Source organism: Enterococcus sp. DIV0800 (assembly GCF_050559735.1).
In the GTDB taxonomy this organism is placed as follows: Bacteria; Bacillota; Bacilli; order Lactobacillales; family Enterococcaceae; genus Enterococcus_A; species Enterococcus_A devriesei.
The window spans coordinates 261,154-277,963 of record NZ_CP187899.1 but is presented as its reverse complement, the minus strand read 5'-3'; the positions used below and the strand labels follow the sequence as shown (position 1 = coordinate 277,963).

Here is a 16,810-nt window from a genome sequence, read left to right as displayed (position 1 = left end):
CCTGCCAAGGCTTTAAAAATTAGAAGAGCTGAATCTTATTTAACGGCCAAAATCGTAACACGACTTTTCCTTGAACTAAGGATTTATCGACAAAGCCGAAGATGCGGCTGTCTTTAGAAATCAAGCGATTATCCCCTAAAACAAAATAACTATTTTTAGGAACCGTCACGGAAAAATTATTCGTAAAGCTGTCCGCATTGGCTGCTTGCTCTTGGAAAGCTGAATTATAAGAATAGGTATCGAATAGTTTATCTTCTTTAAATTTCTTTTGATAATCCGTTAGATAGGATTCTTTGTATTCTTTTCCATTAATCGTTAAAACATTATCTTGCATTTCAATCTTGTCACCGGGTAACCCAATCACACGCTTGACGACGTAAAGATTGGTATTATCAGGTTCTTTGGTAGTAATGATGTCTTGTCTATCGATACTGGATACTTTCGATGAGATCAAGCGCTGCCCGTCATGCAATGTCGGGTCCATTGAGTGTCCTTCGACTTTAACTGGCGAGAAAACAAACGCCCGCGCCAAAAAAATCAAGAGAACAATAATAATGACTGGAAGCCATTCTTTTAATTTGCTGTTCATAGTTCACCTCACAATGTTACAGTTTATCATGCTTCTAAATAAAAAGCTCTTTTTAGCTTCTCCTTTAATAAAAATTAGTTATATTATAGGGGGCTGGAGAATTTTTTTCAATTATGGGACACTAGAGACAATCAAATATCAGAGGAGCAATGAAATGAAAAAGAATTATCCAGCAGCACCTATCTTGCCGCAACGATTTGCGTCGGATTTTTATTTAGAGGATGAAGCAAGCTTTGAAGCCGTTCATGGACTTGAAATGGATTTCAGCTATTTGACTTGCGAAAATCTAGTCATCCGCCATTCAATTCTAGAAAAGGTTACGATGCAACGGACGAAACTAATTCGTTTTGAAGCGGGAAACGTCGTCTTTAAGAATTGTGATTTTTCCAATTTAGAATGGATTGGTGGCAGCTTTCATCAAGTGGTATTTGAAAATTGTAAATTAACGGGTTGCAATTTTGCCGAGAGCTATCTTAGAGATTGTCATTTTAAAGACTCATTAATCAATTTTGGTTCCTTTAGTGCAACGAATTTGAAGAATGTCTGGTTTGAGAACTGTCAACTGTCTGATGGCGAGTTTTTTGAAGTGACGTGGAAACATTTATTTTTAGAAAAAAATAATTTGGAAAATAGTAATTGGCAGCGAACCAAATTAGCTGGTCTGGACTTTACCAGCAATTCTTTCAGTAAAATCGCTTGTTCAATGGAACAGTTGAAGGGCTTAAAAGTCGATTCCTATCAAGCGCTGGTGATTGCGGCAGGGTTAGGCTTGGAGATCGTGGAGGGCTAAATGGAAACAACAAAAGATATGATTGAAGGAATCCCAATTCTTCGGTGGGGTGAGACGAGTGACAAAATAGTTTTAGCTTTTCATGGCGATCAATCTCATAAAGAAGACACGGTCATTCAATTGTTGGCTGAAGCCGCTGTCCCCAAAGGCTATCAAGTGTGGAGCTTTGATCTGCCGGAACATGGTGAGCGCAAAGGCCAACCCTACGCCTTGAATCCGTCAAATGTAGTAGCGGATGTCGAAAAAATCCTTTTTAAACACCAGCAAGCGCAGCAGATCACTTTATTCGGCTGTAGCATCGGAGCTTATTTTGCGATGCTGGCAGGACAAGCCAAGAATATCCAGCAAAGTCTTTTTTTATCGCCCATCGTGGATATGCGGGAATTAATCGAAAATATATTGGATTGGTCACAACTGACGCCGGCCGATTTACGACGTGAAAAACGAATAAAAACACCTTTTAATACCTTGGCGTGGGAGTATTATTGCTATGTTGTAGAGCATCCAATTCAATGGACTGTTTCAACAAAAATTTTATATGGCGGTAAGGATCAGTTGACGAGCCGAAAGACCATTGAAAAATTTGCTCGTCCGTCAATGATCGATTTGACGATCTTTGAAACTGGTGAGCATTTCTTTCACACGCCTACACAGCTGTCTTTCTATCAGCAGTGGTTAACATCTAATCTATAAAAAAACTCTCAGCTTAATCGGCTGAGAGTTTTTTTAGTGCGTGGCTGGTTTAACTAGCTTTATGGTTGAAAAAAGGATTGTCCAGTAAATTTTTGGTAAAAGATTTCATAAGTAAATTTAAAGATAATCGGATTTTATATATAAATTTTTGCTATTTTATGACAAAAAAAGTAGGATGATTGTGAAAGTAAATATAAGTAAACTTGTTAGGTGAGGCTCCTAAACAAACATAGGCTATTGCGCAGAAACGTCGAAAGACGCCAATGTGTAAAACAGGAATTGTCGGATTAAGGCTTTTCATAAAATAGCTAAGAGTAATTCTTTACGTTGTTTAGTGCTAAAACTCAGACGATGAGATTGATTGTGTGAGCCACCAAACTTGTTAGTTTTTTCGCTAACGTTTGGTGTCTTTTTGTTTTCTTGCTTTGAACTCTCTCGCCGCAACAATTACTTGATGAGAGGGAGAGATGAATATGATAAAAAAAAGAAAGATCGATTGGCTGTTGTTACTACCTTATTTGGGGGTAAGCCTAATCGGTCTTTTAATGGTCTTCAGCGCGAGTTCTTATCGATTGACAACGGAAGGAAAAAATCCGCTATCGTTGTTTAGCAAGCAAGCGATTTTTATCCTGTTAAGTTGGTTATTAATTGGAATTATTTATCATGTAAAAAGCAACGTCTTACTAAAAAGTATAGTGGCAAAAGGCTTGTTGGCAATCGGCTTAGTCAGTTTATTGTTAGTCAAAATAAACGGGGTCACAATCAATGGCGCACAAAGATGGGTTTCCTTATTTGGTATTCAATTTCAGCCATCAGAGGTAACAAACGTCGCATTGATCTTGTATTTAGCCTACTTTTTCCGAAAAAAACGGGCCAGACACCAATTGTGGAGACCTGGTGTGTTGGTTTTACTTAGTGGTCTATTAATTTTACTGCAGCCGAAAGTGACGGGAGCAATTATTATTTGGGGGATTGCCTTCGTGCTCATTACTACTGCAGAAATTCCATACCAGCTTTCGCTTTTACTTTTTTTAGGATTGATTGTCGGTATCGTGCTAGTTGCTGGAATGATTCTTTTTTTGGGTAGTCACGAGTTGCTGCCACAATTATTTGCCCACACGTATGAACGCATTCGTCTGGTCAGAGATCCCTTCTTAGATTCTTACGGGCAAGGATTTCAAATGAGTAATTCTTATTACGCTCTTTATAATGGCGGATTTCTCGGTCGGGGGTTAGGAAACAGCATTACAAAAAAAGGGTACTTACCCGTTGCTGAGACCGACTTCATTTATTCAATCATGGTGGAGGAATTAGGGGTAATTGTCGCATTGATTGTATTGGCATTGATTTTTTTGATCGCGCTACGTTTATTCGTGCTAGCGGCAAAGGAACGGTGTCAGCATGTAAGTTTGATCTATTTTGGGGTAGGAACATTAATACTACTCCAAACAAGTATCAATGTTGCCAGTATTTTGGGACTGATTCCCATGACCGGAGTTCCTTTGCCGTTCATCAGCTATGGTGGTACCAGCTATTTAATCCTTTCAGTAGCGCTTGGGATTTGTTTAAAATTTGCTTCGGAGGTTCGATCCAATGAGGAGACGTTTGAGCAACGAATTTAATTATTCACTTTTTTTACCGATTTTTTTGTTTTATTTAATCAGCATCGCTGTTCAATTTTTGGCGGCTGAACTTGACGACGTGAATGTCAAAGGAGTTGTGGTGAAACAGATCATTTTTTGTTTACTGTCGCTGTTAGTAATGGTAGCCGTCAGTAAAATTAAAACCGCTAGCTTATTACGGTATGCTCCGCTTTTTTATGTCTTGTCGCTCGGCGTGATGGCACTGTTATATTGGTTTTATGATCCGGCGATGTATCATCTGACGAATACGAAGCGCTGGTTGAGGCTCGGCCGTTTTTCTTTTCAACCATCCGAGTTGATGAAATTAAGTTTTACTCTTTTGATGGTTCGGCTCACACTGACTGAGGAAAGAGGCGAACAGCAGCGGACGATAAAGAGCGATCTTCATTATTTGAAAAAAATTCTGTTGTTTAGTTTGCCAACCTTTCTATTGATGTTTATGCAACGGGATTTTGGGACAAGTTTAGTATTTATCGCTATTTTAGGAGCGCTATTTATTATTTCCGGCGTGCATTGGAAAATCTTGGCAACGATCACTGGTATCGGTACGGCACTCGGCAGCACTTTACTAGTATTAGTATTCAGCGAATGGGGAAATCGATTGCTTTACGGTCTGCATTTTAAGACGTATCAATTGGATCGTGTTCGAGCGTGGGCTGATCCTTTCCAATACAAAGATTCGATTGCCTATCAGCAAGTCCAGAGCCTTTACGCGATTGGCAGTGGTGGTTTATTTGGGCGAGCGGCAGAGCAAGCTTCGGTATATGTCCCGGTTCGCGAATCCGACATGGTCTTTACCGTAATCGCTGAGAGCTTTGGTTTCATCGGCAGTGCATTTGTAATTTTTCTTTATTTTTATTTGTTTTATCAAATCCTTTCCAATGCAATAAAAACGAATAATAAAGCAAATCTGTATCTAGCGGTAGCCTTCGTTTTTGGCTTGCTGTTTCAAATTTTTGAAAATATTGGAGCCGCTATTGGCATTTTGCCATTGACGGGGATTCCATTACCGATCTTGAGCCAGGGTGGGACTTCCTTGATCGTGTTAGGGATCGGATTCGGTATGATGTTGGGCTTTAAAAAAAAGAATGCAGTTTGAAGAAAAGGGGATATCTATGCGAAAAAAATTTACTTTACTAAGTGTTTGCGCGCTTTCTGTAGCGCTAATTTTTATGATCGGAGTAGCAATAAACGCTCAATGGCTCAATCATTTGGATGATTTCTTTATGGAAAATCGTCTAGTGAATATCTCGTTTTTGACGGTGTTTACAGGAGTGGTGGCAAAAGTAGCAACGATTGGCCCAATGCTGATTATTTTCAGTTTTCTCGCGTTCTTTTTGTGGCGAAAACAGCAGCGAGCTTTAGCCATTTGGTGTTTAGGTAATCTGATTTTTGTCAGTGGAGTCGGCTATTTATTAAAGCAAGTCTTTCAACGAACGCGCCCCGAGCAAGTGCAATACCTCGCGCGTTCATCTTATAGTTTTCCCAGCGGGCATTCACTGCTAGTAATGACACTGATTGGCTCTATCTGCTTAATTTATTTTTTTATGAATAAAAAAATGCCAGCCCTTGTCAAAGTTGGGGTGGGGTTGTTAGTATTTGTGATTGCCGGCGGTCGAATTTATCTAGGTGTTCATTTTATCAGTGATGTCATCACGGGCTTATGCTTAGGACTAGGCCTTACATTCGGCAGTGGAAGCTTGTTTTACTCTTATTTGCATTCAGCAAACTCAAGGTTGAAAAAAGCGGAAGACGTCAAATTTGTAAAATGGCAAACGATTTTATTAAGTATGTTGGCTTGTGTAGTGGTCCTAATCACTGGGTTAAGCGTCTTTGCCTTGAAGTTTTATCATAGTTCGCAACATGCGGCGGATTCGATGTATGCGCCGATTGAACGAACCGGGGAGGTAAAAACACCGGAAGCTTCTGAGCCAATCAGTATTTTAATTTTAGGAATCGCAAATGATGCCAAAAGAAAAACGGATTTTCGCGCCAATACGATTATGGTGGCAACCTTAAATAACCAAACGAAGGAAACAACGCTAGTAAGTATTCCTCGTGATGCGTTCGTGGAGATCGTTGGTGCAGATTATCAAGATAAAATCAATCATGCCCATTCGATCGGTGGACCAGAAATGATGATCAATACGGTGGAAAAATTTTTAGCTATTCCGATCCATCACTATATGGCGGTAAATATGGATGGCTTACAAACATTGGTGGACGCAGTCGGTGGCGTCACGGTAGATAACGCTTTTGCTTTTTCAGCTGAGGGAATTGATTATCCAAAAGGCAAACAGCACTTGGACGGTTGGGAAGCATTACAGTATTCCCGGATGCGCTACGAAGACCCCACGGGCGATTACGGACGACAAGGCCGGCAACGAGAGGTGATGGAATTATTAATCAATCAGCTGCTCTCAACCAAAAGCTTGTTTAATTATCAAAAAATTTTAGCTGGGATCGGAGAAAATGGCAAGACGGACCTAACCTTTAATCAAATGCAGAAAATTTTGACAGGCTATCACACGAGTCTAAAGAAAATCAATAGCCAGCAAGTCCAAGGAGAGGGATTTACTGGCGATGGGTTCACTGGTGAAGCCGGGATTTCCTATCAGGAAATTCCACAAGCAGAAGTGGAACGCGTGAAAAAAATTCTCTTTAAACAATTAAATCTATAAGTAAGCCAAGTAGTAGCCAGTCGGTTAGAGCATACAACATTTCGAAAAGCAAAGAGCTCTCACGGTTAAATTTCCTGCTTTAAGTAAAAATTGCGCTATAATAGCTACAAGAAAGGCGGGAAATTATGCTTAGTCAAATAGGATTATTACTTGTGACCGGTGTTCTAGCCGGAATTTTAGGCTCGATCTTAGGGATCGGCGGCGGAATTATTTTAACGCCATTTTTGACGTTAGTTATGGGTTTGGATATCAAATATGCGATTGCTGCTAGTATCGTCTGTGTGATCGCCACCAGTTCAGGAGCAACGATTGCTTATTTAAAGGATGATATGCTAAATTTGCGGGTGGCCATGTTTTTGGAAATTGCTACTACTATCGGTGCGATCGTCGGAGCGCTGCTTTCCGGAATTGTACCAACCGGGTTTCTATTTATTTTATTCGGTGGTTTTTTATTGTTTTCCGTGGTGAATATGATTCAAAAGTTGCGGGGAAAATCAGCCGAACAGATCCAGTCCTCTGCCAGCAATTCATTGGCGGAAAAGTTAAAGCTGAATGGTTCGTATTATGATAAGGTGCTAGACCAACAAATTGATTATCAAGTTGAAAAGATTCCGGGAGGTTTTGCTATGATGTTTGGTGCCGGGATTGCCTCGGGACTCTTAGGAATCGGCAGTGGTGTCTTCAAGGTGACGGCGATGGATACCATCATGAAAATGCCGTTAAAACCATCCAGCGCTACGAGTAATTTAATGATGGGTGTGACCGCCGCAGCCTCTGCGATGGTCTACTTTTTCAGCGGTGCGGTCCTGCCGCAGATCGCGGCGCCACTCGCTTTAGGTGTATTAGGCGGAGCGACGATCGGCTCGCGCATCATGCAGCGATTGAAGCCAGTTGTGATTCGCATGATTTTTATTCCAATTCTATTGATCATGGGCATTCAAATGGTATTGCGAGGATTCGGGGTGATTAACTAATGGAGGACAAAGAAGAGATTTTGGCGATTGAACGCTCGATCGGTTATATTTTGCGGATCGGTGTCATTGTTTCGGCGGTAATCATTGTTATCGGAATGATTTTATTGTTCATCCAGCCAAGTGCACAGGCGGTTCCCAACAATTTACCTATGATCATTCACGGTTTGCTCCAATTAAATGGGGAAGCCTTTATTATGTTAGGCTTGTTTTGTTTAATTCTGACACCCGTTCTACGAGTGGTGGTTTCGATTTTTGCCTTTGCCAAAGAAAAAGATTATCTATACGTTTGGATCACTGTGATTGTTTTAGTGATTTTAGTGATTGGCATGAGCTTGGGCTTGGTAGAAAAATAATTTGAATAGACGTTTTTTTCCGTTAGTTCCAGTGTTAAAATAGATAAAACTAAAGGGGGACTACGATGATCACTATTCGCACAGCAACGCCGGCAGATGCAGCCGCGTTACGCAAAATTTATGCACCATATGTGACTGAGACGACCATTACATTTGATTACGAAGTTCCTAGTGAAGCGACCTTTGCCAATCGGATCGCTGAAACGATCGTAACGTATCCGTATTTAATCGCTGAGGATCAGGGAGAAATTATCGGCTACGCCTATGCTCATGCCTATAAGGAACGCGCTGCTTATGATTGGGCGGTGGAGGTCAGTGTTTATGTGGATCGCCAAAAGCAGGGTAAGGGAGCGGGTAAACGTCTCTACCAAGCGTTGGAAGAGGCATTGAGAAAACAAAATGTAGCAATCTTGACCGCCTGCATTACCGGTGGAAATCAAGGCAGTCTGCAATTTCATGAGAGGCTAGGCTATCAATCGGCGGCCCTCTTTCCCAAAATTGGTTACAAGTTTGAAGCCTGGCATGATGTCATTTGGCTGCAGAAATTTTTACGAAAGACGGAAGGCGCTTTACCAGCGTTTATTCCTTTTTCTGAATTATAAACAAAAGCCAGTCAGCGATTGTTCATCGCTGACTGGCTTTTTGTTAACTACTTCTCGTTAAAATCTGGCTCGTTAATCGCTCTAATTTTTCTTTCGTACCACGTTCGTTGGTGGGTAATTTTCGAATGTCTTTTAGAGCTTTTTTTGTATAGTCGGCCGCCAAGTCCTGAGTAAAGGCAGCGCCACCTAATTCAATCACGAGCTGTTGCACCGCCGCCGTATCGGCATCAGACATTTGGTCTTTCTTTTCTAAATAAGGTAGCAAGCGTGCTGGGTCTTTTTTTAGGGCATAGATCAAAGGCAGAGAGTAGACTCCTTGACGCACGTCTTCTAACACCGGTTTGCCTAACGTAGCGGCATCTGCTTGATAGTCCAACAGATCATCCATGATTTGGAAGGCAATCCCGATATTGTGGCCAATCTCACCGGCTTTTTTTGCAAAGCGTTCACTACTGCCACTTTCGAAAGCACCGGCAAAACAGCTTAAAGAAAATAATTCAGCTGTCTTGCCGGAAATATTTTCTAAATAATCTTCAATGGTTTGATCGGTTCGATAACGATCATCCATTTGGCCTAATTCACCGTCTAAAATCTTTTCCATACTGCGGGAGTTTAATTGTAGGCTCCTTAACGAGGTAGCATAATCGGACAATAATTTGAAACAGCAAATAAATAAGAAATCCCCCGCATAGACTGCCGTGTCATTTCCGAAAGTCGAGCGAATCGTCGGCAATCCCCGGCGCAAGGTGGAATCATCGACAATATCATCGTGAATCAAAGTGGCGGTGTGGAGCATTTCGATGGCTGCCGCTAGCGAGGTAGCTTTTTTTTGATCCTGTTCGGGACCAAATTCGGCAAAGAGTAACTGATAAGCCGGGCGTAATAATTTGCCGCCAGCGTGGATCATTTCCAGCACCGCGTGTTCGACTTTTTTATTTTTTAACTTAACGACATCTTCCATTAAATAAAGCGTCGTTGTCAGTTGTTTTGCAAGCTCAGGATAGTCTTGCCACATTGGATGAAGGATCATTTTTGATAGCCTCCGGATCTTTTTTTATTCTTTTTTTCCAGCTCATAGTTCAACTGGAATTTTTTTAAAGCTTGCACATGAACGAGTAAGTAATTGCCTGCGATTCCAATCGTGATCCCCGCGAGAATCCCAAATAAAGACATGACGGGAAGATAGAGCATGACCGTCCAGGATTGGGCAATCCAACTTGCAACTAGTAATTGTCCGACGTTGTGAAGAAAGCCGCCGGCAGCACTGATACCGATGATGCTGACGCGTTTAGGACCGAGACTTTTGACCAGCAGCATGCCGAAATAGCTTAGCATAGAACCACTCATACTATATAAAAAGGTCGAGATCGTTCCGCCTAGTAAAGTCGTCAAGATCAAGCGCATCCAAACTAACCGAAAACTGTCTCTCTTAGGCATGGTAAAAATCGCGATAATCGTGATTAGATTGGCCAAGCCAAGCTTCGCACCAGGAGCAAAGGCAAAAAGCGAAGGAATCATATTTTCAACTAAACCTAAAATGACTCCTTGGGCAACTAAAAGCGCTATGTAGATCAATTTTTGAGTCTTATGCATGATACAGACAGCTAATAAATGACACTGCCGGTTTCACCTCCATCTGAGGCTTTTACTTCGATTAATAATTTGTGCGGCAGGCAGACGATCGTTTCCCCAGATTGATCAATCCAACCTCGGCGGACACAAATTTGATCCCCGCAATTTGCTTCTTTGATCCGAATCTTAGTACCTTTGATTTCGATCAAATTGTAATCACCGTCTGGATCGGTGTAGCGATAAGTATAGGATTGCTTTTCGTCGTTGAGATCGAAGCTTTTAATTTCTTTTCCATCAACGGAAAGAACCGCTTGTTGAGTGGGGGCCTCATTCACACGATTGATACTGAAGACGACGATGGGGGCAAAAGAAAGCAAGATCAATAGCAAAACAATGATCCCATCCCAAGGTCGCAACAAACTATTTTTTACAAAATACTTCAGCTTCAAGAGTTACACCCCTTTGTTTTTTCATACAGTGAATCGTTCCAATCATAACATAAAGAAAGTCCTAAAGAGGGAAATAAGCCCTTTAGAACTTTCTTTCATAAATAATTCAATTTTTAGTTTATTTTTTGCCGTAGATCGATCGAGGAGTCCCATACCACCATTTGCCGACGGTCCGTTGAATCCAAGGAATCACCCAACGGTCAAGACCTAATGCACGACCAGAACCGTTCATTAATGCGAAGGCAACAAAGATGAACCAGATGTTGACCCAATAGAACATGCCAGATAGGCAGAAGACAATCGTCAAACCAATTGTGGCAGCGCTGGCTAACCAAGTGAATAATCCAAAGATCAAGGCTAACGCGATTCCGATTTCAACGAAGGTCATGAATTTTTGCATGAACAACGCCACGTCTTGATTCGGCATCATGACTTCCATGATTTTTGAGAACCAATGAGGCATTTTTTCAAAGACAGGCATTGGGTTTTCCCCAAAGGCATAGCTGAAACCAAAGTGCGTTGCTTGCGTCGCTGTCGCAGCGGCAGCATCTGTCGCGCCGCCAGCAGCACCAGTTGCCGCAGTAGTTGCTTCAGCCGCATGAGAGCCAGCTGCAGAAGCGCCAGTAGTTACTTGTTCTTGCAACCAAGGGAATGGGAAGACCACTTTGTCAGTAAACCAAGAGCTATCGCCAAACCAAGAAGTAGGATTCAAGTAATGACCATCACCAACGACTTTTTTAGACGATTCGATCAACCACATAGAACCGTAGAAAACGCGTAGTGGCACACTCCACAAAACATTGCCGTAACGTGAAGAATGTCCACGAGTCACGTTGCGATCGTTTTTGATATGGAAGAATTCGTGCATCATGTATTGGAACATGTAGTAGCCAGAACGCATATCAAAGAAATATTTCAAGTTGACGATATGTTTCATTACAATCGCCATGAAGCCGGCCATGTGGACTTTGTCCATTAAGTTGGCAACGCCCCATTTTGAACCAATGGAAACCATGAAGCCTTGGTAATTGCTTTTGAATTCGTGCTTTTCAGTATTTTTAACTTTGGCAACGATATTCGCCGCAGCCGTATGAGCTGTTTGTTCTGCAGCTTGAACGATCTGTGGAGTTGGGCGGCCGTCACCTTTTTCTTCGTAGTGAACCAAGTCACCAACGATGTAGATGTCTTTGTCTTCGTAGCCTTTAGCTTGCATATATTCGTTCGCATACAAACGTTGTCCGCGAGCTGCTTCAAGTCCAAAGTCCGCCGCATCAGACGTTCCTTTGACACCAGCAGTCCAAATCAAGGTATTGGTCGGAACTTGTGAGCCATCTTTTAAGACGATGTGGTCAGCAGTGACTTCAGTGATTGGGGCACCTTTTTTCAATTGAATGCCCTTTTTCATCATAAAGCGTTCGGCTTTTTCAGCGTCTTTACGATCTAACATGTTCAAAATCGTTGGAAGAGCTTCGACAACCATCAAAGTAAATTCTTCAGGACGTAATTTGAATTCTTTTGCTAAAACATTTTTCCATTCCATCAATTCACCGATCATTTCGATCCCAGTGAATCCAGAGCCACAGACAACAAAGGTCAACATTGCGCGACGAGTTGCTTCGTCAGGCTCCAAGGCAGCTTTTGCAACGGTATCTTCGATGTGCTTTCTGATCTTGATGGCATCTTCCATTGACCATAGGGTGAAGCCGTGTTCTTTGACCCCAGGCGTACCGAAGTCGTTCGGTTCGCCACCCATACCGATGATTAATTGATCAAATGGGTACTTGCCTAATTTAGTAGTAACAATCTTTTTATCCTTGTCGATACCGGTTACAGTATCAGTCACTAATGAAACATTTTTTTGACGTGCGAACAAACGTTGCAAGTCGTATTGCACTGCGTCTGGTTCTACGCGTCCGCCGGCTACTTCGTGTAGCTCGGTCATCATTGTATGGTAAGAATGACGATCGATTAATGTAATCTCAGCATCATCTTTTTTTAGCTTCTTAGATAAAAATTTCGCTGCCGCGACACCAGCATAGCCTGCGCCTACAACGACAATCTTTTCTTTTGCCATTGAAAATCCGCTCCTTAATATTTGTATGATAATGACTGCACATAGAATGATAATTGATAATTGCTGAACAATCGAACTTATTATACATATACTTTGTTTTTTTGTCTATTGTAATTATTCTTAGCTGATATCAACATCATTCTAATAATTAAATTAAAAAAATAATGCAATCGACAAAAAATAGTGTACAAATTTCAACAAGTAGATTAAAATGATTCTTGTTTAAAGAATCACAAAAAATAAAAAAGGTGGAGTTTATTCATGAAAATGAAAAAAATAGTATCAGGGTTTGCGGTAGTGGCATTTTCAACACTAGCTTTAGCAGCCTGCGGGGGAAGCAACGATAAAGAAGCAGCTTCAAACTCATCAACAAGTTCTTCAGAAGCAGCCAAACCAGCAGAAAAAGAAGCTGGCGGCGATCTTAAAGATGGCAGCTATAAATTAGAAGAAAAAAATTATGATCATGATTACCGCGTTGTTTTTGACATGACTGTTAAAGATGGCAAAATTACAAAATCAAACTATGATTACTTAAACGAAGATGGCAAATCAAAACAAAAAGATGCTGACTACGAAAAGAGCATGAAAGAAAAAACAAAGACTGGTCCTAAAGAATACATCCCAGCTTTAAATAAATCATTAGAAGAAACACAAAACCCAGATGCAGTTGAAGTTGTAACTGGTGCGACTCATTCTAGCGAAAACTTCAAGAACTACTCTCAACAATTAGTTCAAGCAGCTCAAGCTGGCGACACAAAAACAATCGAAATCGACAATGGCGCTGCAATGAAAGACGGCACTTACAAATTAGAAGAAAAGAACTACTCTAATGGCTACCGTACAATCTTCAGCATGACTGTTGCTGGTGGAAAAATCACTGAATCAAACTTTGACATGGTTGACAAAGATGGCAAATCTAAAAAAGATGACGCTGACTATGAAAAGAACATGAAAGCTAAAAGCGGTGTTGGACCAAAAGAATACATCGAACAATTAAACAAAGGTTTAGTTGAAAAAGGCGCTCCTGCTGATGTTGAAGTTGTAACTGGTGCGACTCATTCTTCACACGCTTTCCAAACTTATGCAGCACAATTAGTAAACGCTGCTGAAAAAGGCAATACAAACACAATCCAAGTAGACAACATTGTTACTAAAAAATAATTTTTAACCTCCTTAGGGAATCTGAAAAAGAGCTGGGATCTCCCGGCTCTTTTTTTAATACTTTTTAAGCACTTATTTTCTTGATTAACAATTAGAGCTAAGCAAAAAAGGCTATGAAAATCGCCCCGAAAGAGCTATGATAAGGTGAAAAAATTTTACAATATACAAGGGGAGTATTTGTGTGAAGAAACGACTAGCAATGGTATTTTTAGGAGTATTGATGATTCTACTGACCGCTTGCGGCAGCAGTAAACCAAAAATAAATGAGAAACCATATGAAGATAAACAATTTTTAATGGGTACATATGTCCAGATCAGAATTTATGATGATGGCAAAAAAGCAGCCTTGAAGCCGGCCTTTGATCGAGTGAAGGAATTGGCGGATAAAATCACGGTGAATCAAAAAGGTTCGGAGATTGACGCCATCAATGCGGCGGCAGGAGAAAAACCGGAAAAAGTTACCGACGATATGTATTATTTGTTGAAGGAAGCTTACAAATATAGTAAAGATTCTCAAGGCGGTTTTGATATGGCGATTGGTCCGATCACTTCGATGTGGCGCATCGGATTTCCAGATGCTCGCAAACCAGCGCAAAGTGAAATCGATCAGGCCTTGAAATTAGTCAACTATCATGATGTTGAATTCAAGGATGAGGACAAAACGGTCTACTTGAAAGAAAAGGGCATGAAGCTGGATCTTGGCGCGATTGCTAAAGGCTACATTACTGATGAAGTGATCAAAGTACTAAAGGAAAATGATGTAACGACCGCTATCGTCGACCTTGGCGGGAACGTGTACGTTTTAGGCCACAGTCCGCGAAATGACCAAAAAGAAGACTGGACGGTCGGCATCCAAGACCCGAACCAAGCAAGAAATGTTGTTTTAGGAAGTGTTCCGGAAAGCAATAAATCTTTGGTAACGTCTGGTATCTATGAGCGCTATCTGGAAGTTGATGGTAAAACTTATCATCACTTATTCAATCCGAAGACGGGTTATCCCTTTGATAACGACATTGCCGGCGTTACGATCATCTCTAAAAAATCTATCGATGGGGATGGGCTATCTACAGCAGTCTTTTCAATGGGTGTCAAAAAAGGAATTGCTTATGTTGATACGCTAAAGGATACGGAAGCAATCTTTGTCACAAGGGATGATAAAATTTACGTCACAGCTGGAATCAAGGATGATTTCAAGATCAATCCAGAAGCTGGTTATACTATGGGAAATGAAAAGGATTTGAAATAAAATGACCTTAAAAAGTTTTTTTGACTTAGTAGAGATCCGTACGAAATTAGCGAGCTTGTTTCCATTTCTGATTGCGGTGTTGTTCACCAATACTTACTTCCATTCCTTTCATTTAGGAAAAACCCTCTTTTTCTTCTTGGGAATGGTCGCGTTTGATATGGCGACGACCGCGATCAATAATTATATGGATTTTCGCAAGGCCCACTCTGAAACATATAAGTATCAAGAAAACGTGATTGGCAAAGATCAGCTATCGGAGCAGACCGTCGTGGCGATTATTTTCGGCTTGATTGGGTTTGCGGCGATCGTCGGCATTACGCTGGCGATCCAAACCGGTTGGCTTTTATTAGTCATGGGTTGTGCTTGTTGTTTCATCGGGGTCTTTTACACGTATGGACCGATTCCGCTATCGCGGATGCCGCTAGGGGAATTATTCAGCGGTGTAACAATGGGTTTGGGCATCTTTGCGATTACGATCTATTTGAACACCTTCGATCAAAAGCTTTTTTTCTTAGAGCTGGATCTAAAGCACTTTGCCTTAACCGGCAGTACCACCGCTGCTTTAGCTGTGATTTGGGCATCTTTGCCGTTGATCGCTACGATCGCGAACATCATGTTGGCCAACAATCTTTCTGATTTGGAACAAGACATTGAGAACCATAGGTACACCTTGCCGTTTTATCTTGGTCGCAAAAACGGTGTGATTTTATTTAATTTATTGATGTATTGTTCTTATGTGGCGATTATTGTCGGTTGGATCGCAGGGATTTATCAATGGCCAATCCTATTGACGTTCGTCAGTCTTTTAAAAGTTTATCCGCAAACCAAAGCTTTCACGAAAAAACAAATCAAAAGTCAAACTTTTGCGATGTCTATTAAAAACCTCGTCGCTTTCAATAGCTGTTACGGGTTAGGGCTGTTAGTGACGCTGCTTTGGCAAGCGCTAAGCTAAAGTTGAAAGGTGAAGGATTAAGAAGAGGAGTTACACATGGAAAATAGTAAGAACTTGAAGCCTGAATTCAACCGAATGACGAAAGAGCATTTCTTTGAACTTGTTCAGATTCGCACAAAAATGGCGGGAGTCTTTCCCTTTGTGATTGCCGTTTTATTTACGAATGCCTATTTTCATTCATTCCATCCAGGAAAAACGATTTTTTTCTTTTTCGGATTGTTGGCATTTGATTTGGCGATTACCGCGATCAATAATTATATGGATTTTTTAAAAGCTCATTCAGAAAAATACAAATACGAAGAGAACGTCATCGGACGGGAAAATTTGTCAGAGAAGACGATCCAACGATTAATTTTGGGCTTGATTGGTTTTGCGGCGATCGTCGGCTTCACCTTAGCGATTCAAACGGGCTGGTTATTGCTATTAATGGGTTTGGCATGTTGTTTTGTGGGTGTTTTTTACACATACGGTCCGATTCCTTTGTCGCGGATGCCTTTGGGGGAGATTTTCAGTGGTGTGACCGAGGGCTTAGGTATCTTTGCCATCACGACTTATATTAATACCTATGATCAACGACTTTTTTATATGGAGCTGGATTTCAAACATTTCGCGCTGACAGGAAACCCAATAATTATTCTGGCCTTGGTGTGGGCGGCTTTGCCACTGGTGATGACCATTGCCAATATCATGCTGGCAAACAATATAAGTGATTTGGAGCAAGACGTTGAAAACCATCGTTATACATTGCCTTTTTATATCGGTCGTCAGTGGAGTCTACGTTTGTTTAATTTGTTGGCGTACGCCCCGTATCTCGTTATTTTGATTGGCTGGCTCGCGGGCATTTATCAATGGCCGATTTTATTGGCGTTTATCAGTCTGGTGAAGGTTCATGGACAAACAAAAATCTTTACGAAAGAACAGATCAAAAGCAAAACATTTCCAATGGCAGTAGAAAACTTGATCGTGTTTAATAGCTTATACGCGTTGGGACTGTTAGCAACGTTGATTCTGCAAAAAGTCTAAAAAAAGGT

At 41.1% G+C, this 16,810-nt stretch carries 17 protein-coding genes and 1 riboswitch; of the genes, 12 read left to right on the top strand and 5 right to left on the bottom strand.

What is annotated here, in order from left to right; all coding sequences use genetic code 11:
- Window positions 1–19: 19 nt before the first annotated feature.
- Window positions 20–589: a signal peptidase I gene (gene lepB / locus IGI54_RS13230; RefSeq protein ID WP_071862532.1), complete on the bottom strand. Its 570-nt coding sequence runs from the start codon at window positions 587–589 to the stop codon at window positions 20–22.
- Between the two features lie 154 nt (window positions 590–743).
- Here lepB and IGI54_RS13225 point away from each other — a divergent pair, with 154 nt between their 5' ends.
- The 8 genes from IGI54_RS13225 to IGI54_RS13190 all read left to right on the top strand — a co-directional run bounded on the left by IGI54_RS13225 (window position 744) and on the right by IGI54_RS13190 (window position 8,325).
- Window positions 744–1,379 carry a pentapeptide repeat-containing protein gene (locus IGI54_RS13225; RefSeq protein ID WP_071862533.1) on the top strand — a complete coding sequence of 212 codons (636 nt, stop codon included), beginning with the start codon at window positions 744–746 and terminating at the stop codon, window positions 1,377–1,379.
- Window positions 1,380–2,072 carry an alpha/beta hydrolase gene (locus IGI54_RS13220; RefSeq protein WP_430621923.1) on the top strand — a complete coding sequence of 231 codons (693 nt, stop codon included), beginning with the start codon at window positions 1,380–1,382 and terminating at the stop codon, window positions 2,070–2,072.
- A 195-nt stretch (window positions 2,073–2,267) separates the two neighbouring features.
- Window positions 2,268–2,435: riboswitch (M-box (ykoK) riboswitch) on the top strand.
- Between the two features lie 110 nt (window positions 2,436–2,545).
- On the top strand, window positions 2,546–3,694 hold the full coding sequence (locus IGI54_RS13215) for an FtsW/RodA/SpoVE family cell cycle protein (RefSeq protein ID WP_430621922.1): 1,149 nt from the start codon (window positions 2,546–2,548) through the stop codon (window positions 3,692–3,694).
- Complete coding sequence (locus IGI54_RS13210; RefSeq protein WP_430621921.1) at window positions 3,666–4,814, top strand: FtsW/RodA/SpoVE family cell cycle protein; 1,149 nt, start codon at window positions 3,666–3,668, stop codon at window positions 4,812–4,814. The genes IGI54_RS13215 and IGI54_RS13210 overlap by 29 nt, the downstream gene beginning before the upstream one ends.
- A gap of 16 nt (window positions 4,815–4,830) precedes the next feature.
- Complete coding sequence (locus IGI54_RS13205) at window positions 4,831–6,396, top strand: phosphatase PAP2/LCP family protein (RefSeq protein WP_430621920.1); 1,566 nt, start codon at window positions 4,831–4,833, stop codon at window positions 6,394–6,396.
- A gap of 125 nt (window positions 6,397–6,521) precedes the next feature.
- The gene (locus tag IGI54_RS13200; RefSeq protein WP_430621919.1) at window positions 6,522–7,370 is read left to right on the top strand and encodes a sulfite exporter TauE/SafE family protein; all 849 of its coding nucleotides are present in this window, start codon (window positions 6,522–6,524) and stop codon (window positions 7,368–7,370) included.
- A complete protein-coding gene (locus tag IGI54_RS13195) occupies window positions 7,370–7,723 on the top strand; it encodes a DUF1634 domain-containing protein (protein WP_430621918.1) in 354 nt (117 codons plus the stop codon). The genes IGI54_RS13200 and IGI54_RS13195 overlap by 1 nt, the downstream gene beginning before the upstream one ends.
- A gap of 68 nt (window positions 7,724–7,791) precedes the next feature.
- Window positions 7,792–8,325 (top strand): N-acetyltransferase family protein, encoded by a 534-nt coding sequence (locus IGI54_RS13190; RefSeq protein WP_430621991.1) that lies wholly within the window; start codon window positions 7,792–7,794, stop codon window positions 8,323–8,325.
- 43 nt (window positions 8,326–8,368) lie between these two features.
- Here the strand turns inward: IGI54_RS13190 and IGI54_RS13185 are convergent, their stop codons facing one another.
- The 4 genes from IGI54_RS13185 to IGI54_RS13170 all read right to left on the bottom strand — a co-directional run bounded on the left by IGI54_RS13185 (window position 8,369) and on the right by IGI54_RS13170 (window position 12,420).
- The gene (locus IGI54_RS13185; protein ID WP_430621917.1) at window positions 8,369–9,355 is read right to left on the bottom strand and encodes a polyprenyl synthetase family protein; all 987 of its coding nucleotides are present in this window, start codon (window positions 9,353–9,355) and stop codon (window positions 8,369–8,371) included.
- A complete protein-coding gene (locus IGI54_RS13180; RefSeq protein WP_430621916.1) occupies window positions 9,352–9,918 on the bottom strand; it encodes a Gx transporter family protein in 567 nt (188 codons plus the stop codon). Before IGI54_RS13180 ends, IGI54_RS13185 begins: the two co-directional genes overlap by 4 nt.
- 11 nt (window positions 9,919–9,929) lie before the next feature.
- Complete coding sequence (locus IGI54_RS13175; RefSeq protein WP_071862543.1) at window positions 9,930–10,346, bottom strand: NusG domain II-containing protein; 417 nt, start codon at window positions 10,344–10,346, stop codon at window positions 9,930–9,932.
- Window positions 10,347–10,464: 118 nt separating this feature from the next.
- On the bottom strand, window positions 10,465–12,420 hold the full coding sequence (locus tag IGI54_RS13170; protein ID WP_430621915.1) for an FAD-dependent oxidoreductase: 1,956 nt from the start codon (window positions 12,418–12,420) through the stop codon (window positions 10,465–10,467).
- A 261-nt stretch (window positions 12,421–12,681) separates the two neighbouring features.
- Here IGI54_RS13170 and pplA point away from each other — a divergent pair, with 261 nt between their 5' ends.
- The 4 genes from pplA (at window position 12,682) to menA (IGI54_RS13150) (ending at window position 16,802) form a co-directional block, all read left to right on the top strand.
- The gene (pplA, locus tag IGI54_RS13165; RefSeq protein ID WP_430621914.1) at window positions 12,682–13,581 is read left to right on the top strand and encodes an extracellular electron transfer flavoprotein PplA; all 900 of its coding nucleotides are present in this window, start codon (window positions 12,682–12,684) and stop codon (window positions 13,579–13,581) included.
- Between the two features lie 199 nt (window positions 13,582–13,780).
- Window positions 13,781–14,827 carry an FAD:protein FMN transferase gene (locus tag IGI54_RS13160; protein WP_430621990.1) on the top strand — a complete coding sequence of 349 codons (1,047 nt, stop codon included), beginning with the start codon at window positions 13,781–13,783 and terminating at the stop codon, window positions 14,825–14,827.
- A 1-nt stretch (window position 14,828) separates the two neighbouring features.
- A complete protein-coding gene (gene menA / locus IGI54_RS13155; RefSeq protein WP_071862547.1) occupies window positions 14,829–15,779 on the top strand; it encodes a 1,4-dihydroxy-2-naphthoate polyprenyltransferase in 951 nt (316 codons plus the stop codon).
- A 36-nt stretch (window positions 15,780–15,815) separates the two neighbouring features.
- On the top strand, window positions 15,816–16,802 hold the full coding sequence (menA, locus tag IGI54_RS13150; protein ID WP_430621913.1) for a 1,4-dihydroxy-2-naphthoate polyprenyltransferase: 987 nt from the start codon (window positions 15,816–15,818) through the stop codon (window positions 16,800–16,802).
- Window positions 16,803–16,810: the final 8 nt, after the last annotated feature.